Annotated in this window: 14 protein-coding genes; 6 read left to right on the forward strand and 8 right to left on the reverse strand. The window is 45.9% G+C overall.

All coding sequences use genetic code 11. The annotated features are described in order from the left end of the window. Positions 1 to 13: 13 nt before the first annotated feature. Together MHH92_RS20145 and MHH92_RS20150 are read right to left on the reverse strand one after the other, a co-directional pair. Positions 14 to 1,708, reverse strand: a complete 1,695-nt coding sequence (locus MHH92_RS20145) for a DNA repair helicase XPB (RefSeq protein ID WP_340905890.1) — start codon at positions 1,706 to 1,708, stop codon at positions 14 to 16. Positions 1,709 to 1,901: 193 nt separating this feature from the next. Continuing rightward, a complete protein-coding gene (locus MHH92_RS20150; protein WP_253501795.1) occupies positions 1,902 to 3,071 on the reverse strand; it encodes a M20 family metallopeptidase in 1,170 nt (389 codons plus the stop codon). A 210-nt stretch (positions 3,072 to 3,281) separates the two neighbouring features. Here MHH92_RS20150 and MHH92_RS20155 point away from each other — a divergent pair, with 210 nt between their 5' ends. After that, positions 3,282 to 3,629, forward strand: a complete 348-nt coding sequence (locus tag MHH92_RS20155; protein ID WP_074095774.1) for a YugN family protein — start codon at positions 3,282 to 3,284, stop codon at positions 3,627 to 3,629. A gap of 13 nt (positions 3,630 to 3,642) precedes the next feature. Next, the gene (gene ftsW / locus MHH92_RS20160) at positions 3,643 to 4,932 is read left to right on the forward strand and encodes a putative lipid II flippase FtsW (protein ID WP_036614653.1); all 1,290 of its coding nucleotides are present in this window, start codon (positions 3,643 to 3,645) and stop codon (positions 4,930 to 4,932) included. A 128-nt stretch (positions 4,933 to 5,060) separates the two neighbouring features. On the opposite strand, the gene MHH92_RS20165 is transcribed toward ftsW, so the two are convergent. Further along, positions 5,061 to 5,423 (reverse strand): Asp23/Gls24 family envelope stress response protein, encoded by a 363-nt coding sequence (locus tag MHH92_RS20165; RefSeq protein ID WP_017687428.1) that lies wholly within the window; start codon positions 5,421 to 5,423, stop codon positions 5,061 to 5,063. 183 nt (positions 5,424 to 5,606) lie between these two features. On the opposite strand from MHH92_RS20165, the gene cax reads away from it, so the two are divergent. Then, positions 5,607 to 6,677: a calcium/proton exchanger gene (gene cax, locus MHH92_RS20170; RefSeq protein WP_036674882.1), complete on the forward strand. Its 1,071-nt coding sequence runs from the start codon at positions 5,607 to 5,609 to the stop codon at positions 6,675 to 6,677. Between the two features lie 183 nt (positions 6,678 to 6,860). Here cax and MHH92_RS20175 read toward each other — a convergent pair whose 3' ends face one another. From MHH92_RS20175 to MHH92_RS20195, 5 genes are all read right to left on the reverse strand, one after another. Then, positions 6,861 to 7,154, reverse strand: a complete 294-nt coding sequence (locus tag MHH92_RS20175; RefSeq protein WP_036614657.1) for a YlaN family protein — start codon at positions 7,152 to 7,154, stop codon at positions 6,861 to 6,863. 225 nt (positions 7,155 to 7,379) lie between these two features. Continuing rightward, a complete protein-coding gene (locus MHH92_RS20180) occupies positions 7,380 to 7,625 on the reverse strand; it encodes an HPr family phosphocarrier protein (RefSeq protein WP_036614658.1) in 246 nt (81 codons plus the stop codon). A gap of 96 nt (positions 7,626 to 7,721) precedes the next feature. Further along, entirely contained in the window at positions 7,722 to 8,837 is a 1,116-nt protein-coding gene (locus MHH92_RS20185) for an aminopeptidase (protein WP_076328038.1), read from the reverse strand. A gap of 111 nt (positions 8,838 to 8,948) precedes the next feature. Further along, positions 8,949 to 9,806: a hypothetical protein gene (locus tag MHH92_RS20190; RefSeq protein ID WP_100527107.1), complete on the reverse strand. Its 858-nt coding sequence runs from the start codon at positions 9,804 to 9,806 to the stop codon at positions 8,949 to 8,951. A gap of 136 nt (positions 9,807 to 9,942) precedes the next feature. Then, a complete protein-coding gene (locus tag MHH92_RS20195; protein ID WP_340905901.1) occupies positions 9,943 to 11,934 on the reverse strand; it encodes a sensor domain-containing diguanylate cyclase in 1,992 nt (663 codons plus the stop codon). A gap of 465 nt (positions 11,935 to 12,399) precedes the next feature. Between MHH92_RS20195 and rpsD the strand changes: the two genes are divergently transcribed. From rpsD to MHH92_RS20210, 3 genes are all read left to right on the forward strand, one after another. Further along, positions 12,400 to 12,999, forward strand: coding sequence for a 30S ribosomal protein S4 (gene rpsD, locus MHH92_RS20200; RefSeq protein ID WP_307416792.1), 600 nt, complete (start codon positions 12,400 to 12,402; stop codon positions 12,997 to 12,999). Between the two features lie 188 nt (positions 13,000 to 13,187). Next, positions 13,188 to 15,293, forward strand: coding sequence for a methyl-accepting chemotaxis protein (locus MHH92_RS20205; RefSeq protein WP_340905907.1), 2,106 nt, complete (start codon positions 13,188 to 13,190; stop codon positions 15,291 to 15,293). A 229-nt stretch (positions 15,294 to 15,522) separates the two neighbouring features. After that, entirely contained in the window at positions 15,523 to 18,618 is a 3,096-nt protein-coding gene (locus tag MHH92_RS20210; RefSeq protein WP_340905910.1) for a transglycosylase domain-containing protein, read from the forward strand. Positions 18,619 to 18,854 lie beyond the last annotated feature (236 nt).

An 18,854-nucleotide genomic window follows, 5' to 3' on the forward strand; every position in this document is an offset into this window, starting at 1 on the left:
GAGTATAAATGGACTATTCGTTCTCATGAACGATGGCATATTCATATCCCTGCTCGACCAAAAACATCTGACGGTTTAATGCAAACTCCTGTTCCTTACTATCCTCTGATACCAACGCATAGAAATATGCTTTGTTTTCTCCAGCTTTTGGTCTCAGAATTCTTCCCAAACGCTGTGCCTCTTCCTGCCTTGACCCGAAACTTCCGGATATCTCAAGCGCAACAGCAGCATCAGGCAAATCCACAGCAAAATTGGCAACCTTGGATACCACAATTGTTTTAATCTCTCCACGTCGAAAAGCGGCAAACCACTTGATTCGCTCTTGCTGTGACATGTTACCCGAGATCAAAGGTGCTTCAATTTCCCGGGCAATCAACTCAAGTTGATCCAGATATTGTCCAATCACTAGCGCAGGCATATCCCGATGACGTTCCAGCAAACGCTTAACTACATGTACCTTCGCCGGATTCTCGGCAGCCAATCGAAATTGATGTTTAACCTCGGCTTGCAGATAATTTGATCTTAGTTCCGGGGAAAACGGGATACGTATCTCTTGACATTGTACATCAGCAATCCACCCTTGCTGCTCCAGTTGTTTCCACGGCATATCATAGAGCTTTGGACCAATCAACGAAAACACATCCTGTTCACAGCCATCCTCTCGAACCAAGGTGGCCGTCAATCCCAGCCTTCGCGTAGCTTGAATATCCGCAGTTGCACGAAACACTGGTGCTGGCAGCAAATGTACTTCATCATATATGATCAGCCCCCATTGCCGCTCACTGAGCAGTTTGATGTGGGTAAAATCAGCATCCTTTGATTTCCGGTGTGTAAGAATCTGATATGTAGCTACAGTCACAGGTTTCACCTGTTTTTTCTGACCGGAATACTCACCGATCTGGTCGCTGGTAATCGTGGTTTTGTCTTGAATTTCCTGAATCCACTGTCGCACAGACGTTGTATTGGACGTCAAAATAAGGCATTCACATTGAAGCCGCTCCAGCACGGCCATGCCAATGACCGTTTTTCCTGCCCCGCAAGGAAGTACGAGTAAACCGCTTCCTCCCATGCCCTCACTGCCTTCGAATGCATCCACAGCCTCTCTCTGGTAAGAACGCAACGCAAACCGCTCAGAGTGGTCCCCCGGATCATTAGACCGCCAATCAAATGAAAGCTTGGTTCCCTCCCGATATCCTACGTAATCAAGTACGGGGTAACCCAACCGTGTTAATTCCCTTTTCAATAACCCTCGCTGTTCTCCTGGGAGCAAAAGTTCATGAGCGTCCTTACGTTCCATACGAAAGGCAGCTATCGATTTCAATCCACTTAATTCATCCAGTAACCGCTCATCCTCACTGTAAAGACGCATTCTGGTGTGATCTGCTTCGGAATGCAGCTTTAATTTGCCATACTGATCCATGATTCTCCGAACATCCTGTATGAGTGCAGCAGGCACGTTCCAGCGGGATACCAGCTCCAGACTTGCGATAACCTGATCTGCATTCCATCCCAATGCAGCCGCATTCCAGAGCGATAACGGAGTGATTCGGTAAGTATGGAACGCTGCCGGTGTCTTAACCAGTTCTGAATACATCCCAAGCTGCTCTCTTGCTCTTTCGAATCCGGGGTGGCCAACTTCCAGCAAAACTGTAAAATCTCGCTGAACGATACAAGCATCTGTCCTTACCGTATGTTCTGTTTCTTCCATTTGGAGCCTTCCTCCTATCACAAAAAAAGTCCAGTTCCGGCAACTTCCGAAAATGAACCTCTATAAAGTGCACGTTCAAAAAGTCTAGTTTTCAGTACCGAAAAGTGGACTTTTTGAACAACATCTATAAAATCCACAAAAAAACATCCTGCCCATACCTCGGTATGAACAGGATGCCCAACTGCATCTAAAGTCATTCGGCTGTATAACCTTTAGCCATGGCGATAAATAATCTCACGGCCGTCTGCATCGCGTCTTCATCAAAATCAAACATCGGATGATGATGCGGATAGATCGCATTTTTATCCGGGTTACCTGCTCCAACAAACATAAAGCACCCTGGAACCTTCTGCAGATAATACGCAAAATCTTCCGCTGGCATCAGCATCGGGGAAGCTTGCACTCGTTCTGCCCCAAATAATTCTGTAGCTTCTCTGAAGAAACGTGCTGTCTCCTGTTCATCGTTCACCACAGGCGGATATCCCATAATATATTTCACTTGCGTCTCTGCTCCATATGCTGCCCCTGTCTGGGCTACCATGGTAAGCACGCGCTCTTTCATCCCGTTTCGGGTCTCTTCATCAAATGTTCTTACCGTACCGCTCATTTTGCATTGCTCTGCAATTACATTCTGAGCCGAGCCCGCCTGCATTGTACCAATGGTCAGCACCGCGGGTTGCAATGGATCCACCGAACGACTGACAACGGTCTGAAGCTGCATCACAAGCGCAGATCCCGCGATAAGACTATCTATCGTGGATTGTGGCATCCCGCCATGTCCACCTTTGCCTTTGATCTCAATGTAAAAATCGTCCGCCGCCGCCATCATCGGTCCTGCTTTACTGGCAACAACACCTACAGGCAGCGGGGTCCACAGATGAATGCCATATATGACATCCACGCCTTCAAGCGCACCATCCGCAATGACCTGGACTGCACCACCCGGAAGCAGTTCTTCTGCTGGCTGGAACAAAAAGCGAATCTCTCCTTGGATCTCCTTCTTGTGACGACTGAAATACAATGCAGTACCGAGCAAGATGGAGATATGACCATCGTGGCCGCATGCATGCATCGCTCCTGCTTGTTGTGATGCATACTCGATATTCTTTTCATCCTGAATTGGAAGTGCGTCCATATCAGCTCGCAGCATGACGACAGGACCCGGCTTGTCCCCACGAATGGTACCGATGACCCCGTGACCACCAACATGACGCCTCACTTCCACGCCAAAGCTCTCCAACATATCCGCTACAAAAGAGGATGTCTTCTCCTCATGAAAGGAAACCTCGGGATTGCGATGAAGATGACGCCGCCATTCCACCATGTGGATCTGCAGATCTTCCCACCATATATTATTAGTCATGTCTCTCCACCCTTTCAATCTTGAACGGGACTTGGATCAAGCCCGAACCTTCCTCTTCAAACCTATTGCTGTATATTGTAGCAGAATTGGAAGAAAACCGATACGAAACGCCTTCGGAAAGCTTGCACGGGAAGGGGAAACATACTATCATGAACTAGAGAAATACTCGAGAAATTATACTCGGAAGCTTATGAGGAGGATCAAACGCTTATGATTTTTGAGAATACAGGCTTGGATGGCTTGAAGAGCGACTTGGCATACCTGGATGAGAGCGCCGAGAAAGTCGGATTTGTCCGGTGGCAATGGGAATATTACCGTGCTACATATGACTACAAAATTGAAGATGAACAAACCAACTCAGAATACTTTGTACGCATTAATACCCGCGCTGTGGAAGGCAAATTGGAAAAACCGGATACCGTTCTTGCTGTGGAAGCAGTATACCTCGGCAAAGCCACTTTCCCTCACGGCCTGGATTATGACTCTTCCGTTCCGCAACCAGTCGTGAAGCTGGCAGCCGAAAAATTACAGCAGCTTAAAGAACTGCTGGAAGCATAGGCTGGGCCAAACGATGAAACAACAAACGGCCCAAACGAAAACGAAGAGAGGCACGCCGGATTTTCAACTGCTAATCCTCACTTTATTGTTGGTGGGCTTTGGACTGGTGATGGTATTCAGCTCCAGTTCCAGCATTGCAATCGCAAGCGATAAATTTAACAATGATGCCCTTTACTTCACGAAAAAACAACTTATGTGGGCGATTATCGGTCTATTTGGCATGTTTTTTGCCATGAATATCCGCTTCAACAAGTACAAAAAGCTCTATGCACCCTTTTTCCTGCTCACTACGGTCATGCTGGTGATTGTTTTGATCTCAGGTGCAGTATTGAACGGTGCACGAAGCTGGATTCACATTTTTGGTTTCAGTCTTCAGCCTGCAGAGTTCGCGAAAATTGCTATCATTCTCTATCTCTCTGCTCTTATTACCAAAAAAGGTGAGAAATTCAGGGTTTTCAAGACAGGGTACGTTCCCGTCCTGTTTATCGTTGGATTCATCGCAGGACTGATTATGCTGCAACCAGACTTCGGTACCACCTTCATTCTGGTGTCCACCTGTGGTCTCTTGATCTATGCCGGTGGAGCCAGTATGAAACATATCCTGGGTTCGATTCTCCTGGTTGTACTCGGTGGGGCACTGGCGTTCGGAGCGAATTCCCTGTTTTCTTCCATGTCTCCTTCCGACACAACGACTGCTACAACAGCAGTCACTGCGGAGCAGAACTACAAGATCGGACGTATTCAGGCTTTCCTTGATCCAATGTCCGATATTAATGGCGGAAGTCTTAACCTCTACCGTTCTCTTGTTGCCATTGGTGATGGCGGCATGACAGGTTCTGGGATTGGACAAGGTACGATGAAGCTGCATTATTTGCCAAACGCGTATAATGACTTTATTTTCTCCGTAATCGGGGAAGAACTCGGATTCATCGGAAGTGCATTATTCCTGCTAGTTTACCTGTACTTCATCTGGCGCGGAATCATTGTCTCTCTTCGCTGTCCCGATCCATTCGGAACATTGGTCGGCATAGGTATCATGGGACTGATCGCGATTCAGGCATTTATCAACATTGGTGGTGTAACTCAGACCATTCCGGTGACGGGGGTCACGCTTCCATTTATCAGTTATGGGGGTACCTCACTCTTTGTGATGATGGTTGCCATGGGCATTCTGCTCAGTATCTCACGTACTAACAATCTGGACGTGATCAAGGAAGAGAAAACGAAGTCCGTGACTGTACAGACACAGACTCGTACCTCTCCTGCTCTTCGTTCACGGGAGTCCATCCGTCGAATTCGATAAAAAAGCAACACAAAAAAGGCTGTGCACCCAATGGATGCGCAGCCTTTTTCTGTGTACTGAATAAACTCTGTCTATCAAGATGAAGAACAGGTCAATATCGCTCTGTCCTCCATTGCGGATTGCGATTTCTACAGATCGTCGCCTTTGAAAGATACGCCTTCTACCTTTACATTGACTTCAACCACGCGTAATCCGGTCATGGTCTCTACCGCTTCTCTTACATTCTGCTGAAGCATACGGGAAACTTCATGAATCGGGGTTTCGTACAGGACGATGATGCGCAGGTCAATGGCTGCTTCCAGCTGGCCGACCTCAACGCTCACGCCTTTCTGTACGTTTTTACCGCTGAGTCGCTTCGCCCAGCCCTCTGACAATCCTCCAGACATTGCGGCAATTCCGGGTGTTTCCATTGCAGCCATTCCGGCAATTTTTGCAACCACGTCATCGGCAATCCGGATGTTTCCGCTCTCCAGTTGAAGTTGTTCTGCCATGCCACATCCTCCTTCACTTCGTTACTCGTATTTTAAATCCTTTCCACCCCAAAAAGCAAATTAAACTCAAAAAGATGCGTTTACAACCTACCACCATTTGGTTATATTGAAATATGAAAATAATCTCATAAGCGATTTACAGTGTAATTCAAAACAAAATAATTTATAACCGAGGTGTTTGTTGTGAGAAACCGGATTTCATCCATTTTGCTGATTGCGTTCTTTGCACTCAGTGCCATCGCCCACTACTTAAAATGGGATTCGATTCTACAGTTCGTGATATCAGCCATTTCGGTTATTTTTGTGGCCGGTTTTTTAGGCAAAGCCACCGAAAATGTGGCCCACTACGCCGGACAGCGGCTGGGAGGATTCTTGAATGCCACCTTCGGCAATGCTGCCGAATTGATCATCGCCATTTTCCTCGTCAAAGAGGGACTCTTCGACATGGTCAAAGCTAGTCTGACAGGTTCTATCATCGGAAATCTGCTATTAGTGCTCGGGTTAAGTATTTTTGCGGGAGGACTCAAGTTCAAAATTCAGAATTATAATGTTTCACTTGCAGGTCTGAATGGTTCCCTGATGATTGTTGCCATCATTGCCCTGTTTATTCCGGCAGTCTTTCTCAATACACATTCCATTACACAGAAAGACACCAATACACTTAGTCTCATCGTGGCCGGATTGCTCATCCTCGCGTATATTGCGTGGTTGCTATTCTCCATGGTGACACATAAGAACTACCTCGCAGACGTCACTGAGGATCGCGATGAAGAGTTACCTCATGAGCATGCTCCGGCATGGTCCAAGAAAAAATCAATTCTCTATCTGGTGCTCGCAACAGTCATGGTTGCCTTCGTCAGTGAATGGCTGGTGGGCACGCTTGAAGTCTTCACTTCGGAATTCGGACTTAGCGAACTGTTTGTCGGTGCATTCCTTGTGGCCATCATCGGTAATGCGGCCGAACACAGTGCAGCCATCATGCTTGCCATGAAAAATAAAATTGGAGCCGCCGTTGAAATTGCGGTTGGCAGCAGCTTGCAGATCGCACTCTTCGTTGCTCCTGTACTGATTTTTGTCAGCTACTTCACAGGCAGAACCATGGATATCGTATTTACAACGATTGAACTGGTCGCCATCGGCGTATCCGTATTTATTGCAAAGTCCATTACCCAAGATGGTTCAACGAATTGGTACGAAGGTTTACTCCTGCTCGTGGTATATATCATACTCGGTGTATCCTTCTTCCTGGTGTAACTAGGCCCTCACGTAGCGATTAAAATATACAAGCCACAAGAGGCAGCCCGAATTTACATTCGGTGCTGTCTCTTTGTTTGTATACGCCTTCCGGCTGGCTTGCATCCCCACCCCGTTCAGACGCACAAAAAAAGCATGCATAAACGCCTGCATGCCTTCTATTCTGACCCGCGCATTTGCAGGCTATTGCTCATTCTTCTTGTTCAAGGCTTCATATAAAATTGCCAAATTCCGCTCAAGCGCGCTAACCAGCTGCTTACCTGCACCTTCTGGAAGGAGCCCTGCACGAACAGCAAAATCAACTTCTTTGGAGAACCCATACATCTGTGTATCCAATACTTCCTCATAGAGAGGGCAGTAGCGGGTAGCCAGATTCTCCATCTGTACTTCAATAAGCTTCTGTATTTTATCTGCATCTTCTTGAAGAAGACTGATCGCTTTCAAACTCAGCTGGTCCTGCAGATCAGATGAAGTCATGCATTTTTCCCCCCTATGTCCCAAAAATCGCGTAAAGACGTTCTACCTCTAATATTAGACGAAATGAAGAGCTAATACAAGAACCTGACCAAAATAAGCCCGCAAAGTTAAGCCTTTTGTTGAAGCTTAATCATCCTGTTCCAGTCACCTCCAAATGTGCATTCGGCGCATTCCATGCCAAAAAACACCCCTGCCAAAAAAGGCAAAGGTGCTTCTTGAGAGCTATTACTCAGATGCGATGCTTACATTCAGTCCATGCTTGGCAAATACTTCTGACATGGCTGCTTTCGCTTCAACTGCATCTGGACCATGAACATGCAGTTCATAGCTGTGCGTGCTGATCAGCGTTGTAAACAATCCGAGAATACTTTTCACATCGATATACTTGTTCTCCGAATGAAGCACGATTGAAGAAGTAAACTTGCCTGCTGTTTGAGCAATTTCTACTACAGCCGCGTTATTACTCGACATAGGAATCCCTCCGTCTTTTTACTATTGGTATCATCTATTAATTACCACTACATGATACCGTGAATCCGCTTTCCTAGCAACAGCAAAATCCTGTTCCTACTTCAAACGGTCCGGATTCAGGCATTCCAGCTCAGGAATAACAAAGATACCGTCTTTACGAATCAGCACATCGTCAAAATAAATCTCCCCGCCGCCATAATCTGGACGCTGGATCAATACGAGATCCCAGTGGATGGACGAGCGGTTGCCATTGTCGGTTTCTTCATACGCCTGACCTGGCGTAAAGTGTAAGCTGCCTGCGATTTTCTCATCGAACAGGATATCTTTCATCGGATGCAGAATATGCGGGTTAAATCCAATCGCGAATTCACCAATATGACGAGCACCCTCATCCGAATTCAGGATTTCATTCAAACGCTCTGTATCGTTACTTGTCGCTTCAACAATTTTGCCATCCTTGAACGTGAACTTGATATTTTCAAAAGTCACTCCATTGTACAGGGTTGGCGAGTTATAACTAATCGTTCCGTTCACGGAATTGCGCACAGGGGCACTGTACACTTCGCCATCCGGGATATTTTTTTGGCCAGAACATTTCTCTGCACCGATATCTTTAATGGAGAAGCTCAGCTCTGTTCCTGGTCCGGTGATACGAACTTTATCCGTCCGCTTCATCAGGTTAGCAAGCGAGTCCTGCGCTTTGTCCATTTTGGCGTAATCCAGGTTACATACGTCGAAGTAGAAATCTTCGAACGCTTCTGTACTTGTATTGGCGAGTTGCGCCATACTTGCGTTAGGGTAACGCAGTACAACCCATTTCGTATGTTTGACACGTTGTTCACTATGTACCGGGTGGGAGTACAATGAATTGTACATTTTCATTTTTTCTTCCGGCACATCGGACAGATCATTCACATTTTCTCCCGCACGAATACCGATATAACAATCCATCTGTTTCATACGGTTCAGATCAATCTCTGCCCATGTTTTCATCATTTCTTCTGTGGCATTTTTCAGCATCGCACGCTGTACGGTTTTATCGGTCAACTGTACAAAGACGTTACCACCTTTTTTTCCTACCTCTTCAATAATGGCGTTAATCAGATCACGTTCCGATCCAATCATCTCAACCAATACATTTTCACCAGGCTGTACATCTACTGAATAGCCCACCAGGTTTGCTGCAAGCTTTTGAATTCTTGGGTCTTTCATCTTGGTAAAATCCTCCTGTCATCTGCCATACTTGAATTGAACAACGGTAAATTACGATACTATTGTAGCACGCGAACAGTCATCCCGTCAGCAGGCAGTCCCTCACTTCGTTTATTGATATGACTTGAAGTTCACATCGGTGACAAGGGCTTCTTTGTTACTTTTACGGTTGTTGTCCGTGTAACTCATCTGACTTTCAGAGGATAAGCGAAGAGGCAGACTGCTCTTCCGATCTACCGTGAGATGATATACCGTCTGCACGCTCGCTTGTTTCATCATCTGTTGCATCGTTGTTTCGCCCTGTTTCCAAACTTTCTCCAGATCCTTCTCAAGCTTCTCCTTACGCGCCCCTTTCACCGTAGCTGCCTTATGCATATATTCTGCCCGAATGGCGTTCATCTCGTCGTTTAGCTGGGTTACAGCCCATGATTTGGCGTCTTCCGGTGCAAGTTCAATCCGTAATGTTCTGGTTCGACGACCAGCGCCATACTCCGATTGAATGGTTTTGTGCATCCCATCGATCTTCTCCAATTGGGCAATTGGGTTAAAACGAGAAAGAGACCCACGCAGCGGCTCATGCTGCGCTGACAATGCCATCCATTGCCCTTGTTTCCGCTCGAAAGAGGCGCTAAACCCACTGGGCTGTCCATTATTTTTTACGGCAGTTGTTTGAATGCCTGTCCCCACAGCAGTTACTTCTCCAGGTAATCGGGTCTGAAGGGTCAGACGATCATGATTCTCCAGCTTGCCTTCAAACTTGAACTGATTCTCGAACAGCCCACTATTCTCCCGTCGAAGTCCTGCCTCTCCTTCAAAACTCAACGTCTCTTTTCCCGCTATCCCCGATAAAGCCAAGGAAAAAACCTCCTCAGGCGTTTGATCTCGCTGCATTAATCCACAACCCGGAACACCAATAATCACGATGCTCACAAATAACCATAATGTACGTACCGAATGGCGATTAAACATGTCTATCTTCACCCTTCCGTGAACTTTCTCCATAGATTGCCCCGCCCGTATATGCTTATACTTCCTTCTATACACATCTTGATTCTCCGATGCACAAAAAAAAAGAGACCGACTCCGCAATTGGAATTGTTCTCTCTTAACGTGTTACATCCTGTTCCTCTACAACGATTCTGTTCCGACCACCATTCTTGGCGCTGTACAAAGCCATATCAGCCCGATAAAACAAGGACTCTACACTGACCTTTTCATCCATCCAATTCCACTCTGCGATGCCACTGGATACCGTAACGGGCGGTCGGGTCTCTTCTGCGACTCTCTTTCGAATCACTTCCGCATAATCTAACGCCTGCCTTACACTCACCTGTGGCATATAGATCGCCAGTTCTTCTCCACCCCATCTGGCGCAGACATCCTCCGAGCGAACAGAGCTGGTGACGATCTCACTCACTTGCTTCAATACTTGATCCCCCGTCTGGTGTCCGAACGTATCATTCACCTGTTTGAACTGATCAATATCCACCACAATGAGGGATCCACAGAATTCATGAGCCTGTCGCTCGTGAATCACACTGTCCAGATAATGCCTCACGTACAGACCTGTCAACATATCCAGATTAGCCAAGCGCCGAACCTCGGCATGCAGCGTGGCATTTGACAGGGCAAGCCCGATATGAATGGATAACATCTGCAAGAGCCTATAGTTATCATATGAAAAGTAGTGCTCTCTACTGTGTCCCAGCAAAATGGCACCCTTCACTTCACCATTGACTCTGATCGGTGATGCAATCAGTGACATGGATCCCGTATCTTCCATGAAAAAGGAGGACACTTTATCGTATTGCGCATAATTGACTATAATAAGTGGTTCCTCTGTTCGGTACACCAAGCCTGCGATACCGTAGTCTACAGAAAAGGATTGGTGAAAAACATCTTTCACGTTAGATGACATGACTTCGAAGTCATTGGTACTGTCATTGAGTTGAAGAATGCAACACGTTTCAGCCTGGAATATTTCCTTTAACTCTTGCTCGGATAGTTGATAGATCTCGGAAAGATGCAGGCTTTTGTTCAACCGCTGTGTAAGATCATTAATTAAACGAAGTTCCTGAATTAACATATTGGATTGTTCATGCAGCTTGGCGTTCTCAAAGGCCGTTCCTGCAGTGTCTACCATCATCGTAATCAATTGCAAGTCCGATTCTTCCATAATCTCTTCATTCATTTCGATATGGAACACACCGTATATGCCTTGTTTGCCTTTCAGCGGAATCCCTATATCTACAATGCGGTTCTCTGCATCATCTGAGCGAGCAACGATCAGCTTACCTTCCATAAATGAACGCACACAAATATCTTCTCCTCGCTCGTGGACAAGCAACGGTTTAATCCGTGGATCAGAGTTGTTCTGATCCTGAGACATATACAATTTGATATAAGTGGCCGGGTACAAGTAGTCCATACTGTCAAATACCTCATCCAATATGGCCTCGACATCCATTTTGTCATGCATTCGCTGAACAATCTGAAAGAGAATGGACCTCCGGTGTTCCTCACGAGCTGTTTGTTCATGAGCATGTAACAGGTCCGTCATAAATATGTATTCGAATCTTCGGTAAAAGCAGGTGTGATAATGCAATGCCTCAGATTGAACCACAGCTTCAGACGTTTCATATCCATTGAATTCATAGATCACAGCGGTGAATACGGCAAACATATCCTTGTTAGTTCTGGAGAATAAGGGATGTGTTATTATAAGATATTGTCCGTGTTCGCTTGTCCCTTTAAGGGACAGGACCTGTCTCTTATCCAAACATTCCAATACCAGCCTGCGCGCATTTACGCCCGGATCAGCTTCATGATCGCTATCGTATCCTATGCAATCACCTTCCGTGTTCCACACGCTGTAAAAGGTTGATGGTCTGGCCAGCCTTGAACCCACTCTGGAGTTCCAGTCACTGTATGCCTGCTCTAGCAAGCTGCCCAAATATGAAAAATCAAAAGGTGTGATATCCATTTTTTGCATCCACAACACATGCTCTTCATGAGAATGAGGAGCGGCAAAAGATGCGGAATCGCCCGAACTTCGTGAATTCAAGCTGGCAGGTAAACTTCTTAGATGTTCTAACATGTCAGGCGCTCCTTTGCACCGTTTTTGCATCCACCAGGATGCATTAATCTGCAGACGTTATCGCAAACCTGCAAATTTGTTGCGATAACCTTGTTACATAAAGATGATTTAAAGTTAAGATACAATCTATTTTACTCTGTTTAAAGCTTTTTTGCATCCATATTTCAGAAAATTGTCCCATTATTTTAGGCCCAATGACCTATCGACAAATTTAGACGTTTTTTTGCTTTTATTCTACGCTTGACTTTGTTTCTCTTAAACTGTAATATAAATTGTTGATGAAGACTACTAATGGGTCTTTAAATTTGGGCATTACCGGTTGTGTCACCCTCATTCTTTTTGTTGCTTTCAGGACAGCGGCTGAACTTTCCTGATCGTTCTATGCGAGGCCAAGCCCGCATCAACAAATTGGAGCGCAAACAGAGCCCTAATATGAACTTTAACTAAAAAGGAGCTACTTTAAACATGGCACGTTACACTGGTCCTAAATTTAAATTGAGCCGTCGCCTCGGCATTTCCCTTAGCGGAACAGGCAAAGAATTGAAACGCCCTTTCCCTCCAGGTCAGCACGGAGCTAACCAACGCAGAAAAATGAGCAACTACGGTATGCAATTGCAAGAAAAACAAAAATTGCGCCACATGTACGGTTTGGGCGAGAAGCAATTCCGCACACTGTTCTCTAAAGCTCAAAAAATGCAAGGTATTGCCGGTGAGAACTTCATGTTCTTGCTTGAGTGCCGCCTTGACAACCTCGTTTACCGCCTTGGGTTTGCTAACTCCCGCGCTGGAGCGCGTCAGTTGGTATCACACGGTCACGTAACTGTAAACGGCAAAAAAGTCGATATCGCTTCTTACCAAGTAAGCACTGGCGATGTAATCGGCTTGCGTGAGAAGAGCCGCGCTCTTTCTTCCATTAAAGAAGCTTTGGAAGGCCGTTCGCATCTTCCAGCATACGTTGAATACAACGAAGCAGCTGTAGAAGGTAAATTCATCCGCTTGCCTGAGCGTGCTGAATTGTCCCAAGACATCGATGAAAAACAAATCGTCGAGTTCTACAACCGTTAATCGTTGCAATCACATTAAAGTTTCACTCCAAACAGCTGTCGAGATTTTCTCGGCAGCTGTTTTTTTATGCTTTTTTTTAATTATCTTCATTATAGGAACGTAAATAACGATATAAAATATAGACTCCCTTCAGGAGAAGCACACATCCATATATACATCACAAGAATGACATCGAGGGGGATTAAAACATGCATTTTTTTCGCAATCGCAAGCTCGCTGTTAAGCTTGGACTTTTACTCGGGATCGTATTACTCTGTTGTATTGGAGCCCTGATTGCATTTAATACCAAATCCATTTACGACAAAAGCCTCCAGTACGGCGAAACCGTTGCTGGACAGGCAGCAAACCGGGCTACGAATGAGTTTATGACTGACATTAATCAGGTGAAAAACACGTTGGACACCATGAGTACCACGTTATTGGATGCCGCTCAGAACGGATCACTCAACCGTGAAGAAGTCGTCAGACTCCTTGAACAATATCTGAAGAAGGACGAGAAAGTTTTTGGCTTTTATACGGGCTGGGAACCAAATGCCTTTGATGGAAACGATGCGGATCACGTCAACAAAAAAGAATATGATGATGCTACGGGTCGATTCGTTCCATACGTTATACGTGATGGCAACTCCCTGCATTTTGAGCCTATGCCTACTTATGAGGGAAGCGGTGAAACCAGTACTTACTATCAGCAGCCAAAGAAAACCAAATCCATCTATTGGTCCGAGCCTGTTACCTACACGGTTGGCGGAAAAGAAACACTGCTCGTTTCGATTGTCCTCCCTCTATTAGATGAAAACAAAAATTTTCTAGGCATTGTTGGGGCCGACTTTACCATTGATCGTTTTCAGCAAAATATAGCATCACTTAATCCGGATCAGGGTTATGCCATGCTTATTACTAGTGAAGGACAGATTGCTGCACACGGCTCCAAACCGGAACTGGCTAATGAAGGTGTCGTAATTCCATCTGAAATGAAGACAGTCATTCAGCGTATACAGTCTGGCGAGTCTCAGTTTTACGCTACAGACCCTGAAGTAGGGGAAGAACTGTTTATTGCCGAGCCTGCCAAGTTACAAGGAACAGATTCAAACTGGTACCTTGTATCGGCGCTGCCAAAGAGCCATATCCTTCAACCCTTCTATGACAGCTTGAACTGGTCCATACTGATTGCCGCACTGGCAGTACTTCTGCTTGCAAGTGTGGTTACCTACACCATCGTCTCCATTGTAAGGCAGTTGAATCAAGTTAATATCGTCGCTGGACAGCTGGCTGGCGGGGATTTGACACAAAAGTTACCTGTACGATCCAAAGATGAATTTGGCGTTATGGCGGGTCATATGAATCAGATGATGGATACACTGCGACATACCATATCGGTTATATCCGAACATGCTTTATCTGTCGGCTCCACCTCTCAACAGTTGACCGCAGGTGCCGAAGAAACAGGTAAAGCAGCCGAACTGATTGCATTAACAGGAGTCGAACTTGCAGATAAAGCAGGTAAACAGGTGCAGGAGCTGCAAGAGTCCTCCCGTTCCATGAATGAAATATCTGCAGGGATCGGAAGAATTGCAAAGGCCGCCTCCGATGTATCCGATTCATCGCGAACTGTGGCTGAGCGAACAACTGTTGGGACCGATAAGATTCAGTCCGCCATGCGTATGGTCGATAGTGCCACCTCTTCTGTGCAGACGTCCATGACCGCACTGGAGAATTTCCGCCAACGTTCGGAAGAGATTGGCCATATTACAGGCATGATCACGGAAGTTAGCCGTCAAACCAATCTTCTTGCCCTTAACGCTTCCATTGAAGCATCACGAGCAGGTGAGCACGGGCGCGGCTTTGGTGTTGTTGCTTCCGAGATCCGTAATCTGGCTGAACAATCCAGAATATCAGCAGCGCAGATTGCAGCGTTGATTCATAACGTTCAGCAAGAAGTCCTTTCTCTCGTTGAAAATATGGAACAGGGGAATGCCGAGGTAAGCCATATAGCGGAAGTCATTCATGAAAGTGGTGAACTATTCCTCTCCATTTCATCACAGATTACAGATGTTAATGAGCAGATTGAGCATGTCTCAGCCATTGCGCAGCAGATGTCAGCTGGATCACAACAGGTTGATGCCACGTTAGTGCAACTTAAAACCATTGGTCATGAGACAGCAGATCACGCAACTCGTGTCGCCTCTGCCTCTGAAGAACAACTCGCATCCATGGAAGAGATTACGGCGGCATCTGCCTCACTGGCTAATCTTACCCAGGAACTATTAGAGCTGATTCAACGCTTCAAAACCTAATGTAGAAGACCTCCAATACGACACATCATTCAGGTCACCCTATGCACCTCAGCATGGAGGTGGCCTGCTTATTTTGGCTTACAACTCATGAAATGTGCTTCAATATCGCATGATATATAGCATAATGCATGGCAGAATGGCAAATTTCGACCATTACTTGTATTTCTCAGGCATGCAAACCCGCCTTTTTATGCTATAATAAGTGCTGTTAAAAGGAGGAAGACACTGAATGGTTGATGTTAATAAGAAAAAGCCCGATGAACAGCCTGTACGCAAACGCAGCTTTGCCCGCAGACTGGGAAGTTTCGTCAAATGGATGGTTGTCCTTGGATTTATGGGGGCACTATTTGTAGGCGGTGCTTTGATGGGATACGTCAGTTCCATTGTGAAAGACGAGCCTGTCCGTTCAAGGGCCCTGATTGAACAAAAAGTCAGCGAAAACTCCATCACAGGCTTTGCTTACTTTGCCGACGGCAGTCCGATCGGTCAATTACGTACGGAAGAAGACAGGCGTCCGGTCACTACGGACCAGATCCCACAGAAGGTTATTGATGCTGTCATTTCGATTGAAGACAATCATTTTTACGAACATAAAGGTGTAGACATGAGCGGAACCCTACGTGCCGTGAAACAGAAAGTGCTGAAAGAATCAGTACAAACCGGCGGTAGTACACTGACTCAGCAATTGGCGCGTCGTGTGTTTTTGAATCTGGATCGCACGGAAGATCGGAAAGTGAAAGAAATTTTGCTCTCACTCCGACTCGAACGTTTCCTGACCAAAGACGAGATCATGACTGCCTATCTGAACAAAGTTCCTTTTGGTAATGGTTCCAGCGGATACAACGTTTACGGAATCAAAGCCGCCGCCAAAGGATTGTTCAATATCAACGATCTAGAAAAAATCAACATCGCTCAAGCTGCTTATCTTGCTGGATTGCCACAACTCCCCTCCTCTTACTCCGCTTTTAACGGTAAAGGTGATTTTGTAGAGGAGAATTTTGACCGCGCAATCAACCGTCAGCATCTGGTACTGCGCCGTATGCTTGAACTGGGCAAAATCAATCAGACCGAGTATGACAAAGCTCTTGCTTTTGATATCAAAAGCGCACTCGCTCCGAAGACCATCAAGGCTTACAACACTTATCCATATCTTATGATGGAAACGGAACGACAAGCTGCACAGATTTTGATGAAACAGTTGAATTCCGACACAGCTGAATCTGCAGACAAAGCTACGGATGCAGCCACACCTCAGAAGGAAAGCAGTGCATTATTAGAGGAAGCTCAGACGCAACTGCGGACAGGTGGATATCGTATATACACGACCATCAACAAAAGTATCTACAAAACGATGCGTACCATTGCGGAAGATGACAGCAATTTCTCAGCAGATGATCCTGTCAAAGGAAAAGAACAAACTGCTGCTATGCTGATTAATCACAAAACCGGTGCAATTCTGGGGATGATTGAGGGTCGGGATTTCCAGGATGAACAGATGAACTACGCAACGCAGATGATACGCCAGCCAGGTTCAACGATGAAACCTATAGCCGCTTATCTTCCTGCGCTAGATGAAGGTCTTGTTCAGCCAGCTTCAATTATTGATGACTCACCGATCATTCTCAAAAATGGTCCGAGCGGATACCACATTGCCAAGAATGCCAACAACCGGTATCAGGGACTCGTCACTGCCCGCAGAGCACTGAATTATTCTCTCAATATACCGGCTCTGAAGTTGTTTAATGAAGAAGTAGGGATCGAGAAGGCTTGGACCTTCGCCAAGAAACTGGGGATTACCACCATTCAGAAGGAAGACTATCAGGCTCAGACTGGTGTTCTCGGAGGTCTCCAGTACGGTGTAACCGTTGAAGAATTAACTAGTGCCTATGGTGCTATTGCCAATAAGGGTGTATATAACGATTCTTACATGATTAGCAAAATTGTAGATTCCAAAGGAAACATCGTTTATAAACACGATACCGAACCTGTCCAAGCCTTCTCGGAGCAGACAGCATACCTGATGACCGATATGCTGCGGACCGTTATTACAGAAGGAACGGCAGATAAAGTACGTGAAAATTACAAATATTCCAAGAGTGTGCCAATCGTAGGTAAAACAGGTTCCACTCAAAACTACGCAGATGTCTGGTTTGAAGGTTATACCCCAGATGTCACACTTGGCGTGTGGGTTGGATACAAACAGCCCGTGAATACGCTGGAAAGTAAATCACAGAGAAAACGTGCGCAGCAACTGTGGTCGAAAATCCTGAACGAAGTGATCGATACGCAAAAAGATCTGTTCGTAACGGATTCATTCAAAAAACCATCTGGCATCGAAACGCGCACGGTGTCGGCATACAGTGGCAAGTTGCCAACATCCATGACTGACAAATTTGTTACGGATATTTTCAACAGCAAGTTTGTTCCGAAGGATAGCGATGACGGTGTAGCCAAAGCCAAGTACATTACTTATAATGGTGTAAACTATATTCCGCGTGACGGAACACCTTCGGACATGTTGAAGGAAAAAACAGTAATCAAGCGTAAAAAACCAATCTCGGATCTCATCAAAGAATTGCAAAATGCATTCTCACGTATGAGTCGACATGAGTCACTTGCTTATTATCTTCCTGAAGATGCTGGTGCAGACATGCCAACACAGATTGATCCAAGGACAGATAACGGCAAAGCTCCTGATGCACCAGGAAACGTACGCATCTCAACCTCAGGTGACAGAGCTGTCATTACATTTAATGCCACACCTGAAAATGATGTCGTGGGTTATCGTTTGTACCGTTCTGTAAACGGTGGAGGATTCCAGAACCAGGGCCAGGTTGTCCTGGCCGGTGAATCCAGATCATTCTCTGCATATGCAGCGCAAGGCGGTAACTTCGCCTTCTATGTAACGGCAGTGGATGTTGCCGGCAGAGAATCTGCTCCTAGCGCAACAGTAAATAGTGCTGGTGTAGCTCCTCCTGTGGAAGAAGAGATTGATGAACCGATTGAAGTTCCAGGTACAGTCGTTACGCCGGGAGAAACGCAGACCGATAATACAACAACGACAGCCCCAGGCACACCTGGTCAAGTCAGCGTATCTGCCCTGACGCAAGGACTGCGTATTCAATGGGCGGCCAGTCCAAACGCAGATAGTTATACTGTATATTACAGTGAAACAGGCTCGGCTCCTTACACCAAAATTGGAACAACAGCGGGAAATACCATGGATTATGGAGTACCCGCATCGACCAGTGGATGGTTCAAGGTATCTGCCAGCAACAGTGCGGGTGAATCCGAACCTTCTGCAGCCATACATTTTCAACCCTGATTCAGGCATAGCGTTCCAAAACAAGCCGCATCCTCAGACTGTATCTGAGTGTGCGGCTTTTTATTTGTATTTACAGTAGTCAAAAAGCCTGCTTCATGCCATTGGCATAAAGCAGGCTTTTACAATCCATTTTTTTAAATGGGTAGAGTCACTGTATTCGGAACCACAGAAGATTAACTTCTTCCCCACTACTCAATGTATCACCATCGATACCAACACATTGATGATCCTTGCAT

The organism is Paenibacillus sp. FSL M7-1414, from assembly GCF_038003195.1.
GTDB classification, from domain to species: domain Bacteria; phylum Bacillota; class Bacilli; order Paenibacillales; family Paenibacillaceae; genus Paenibacillus; species Paenibacillus amylolyticus.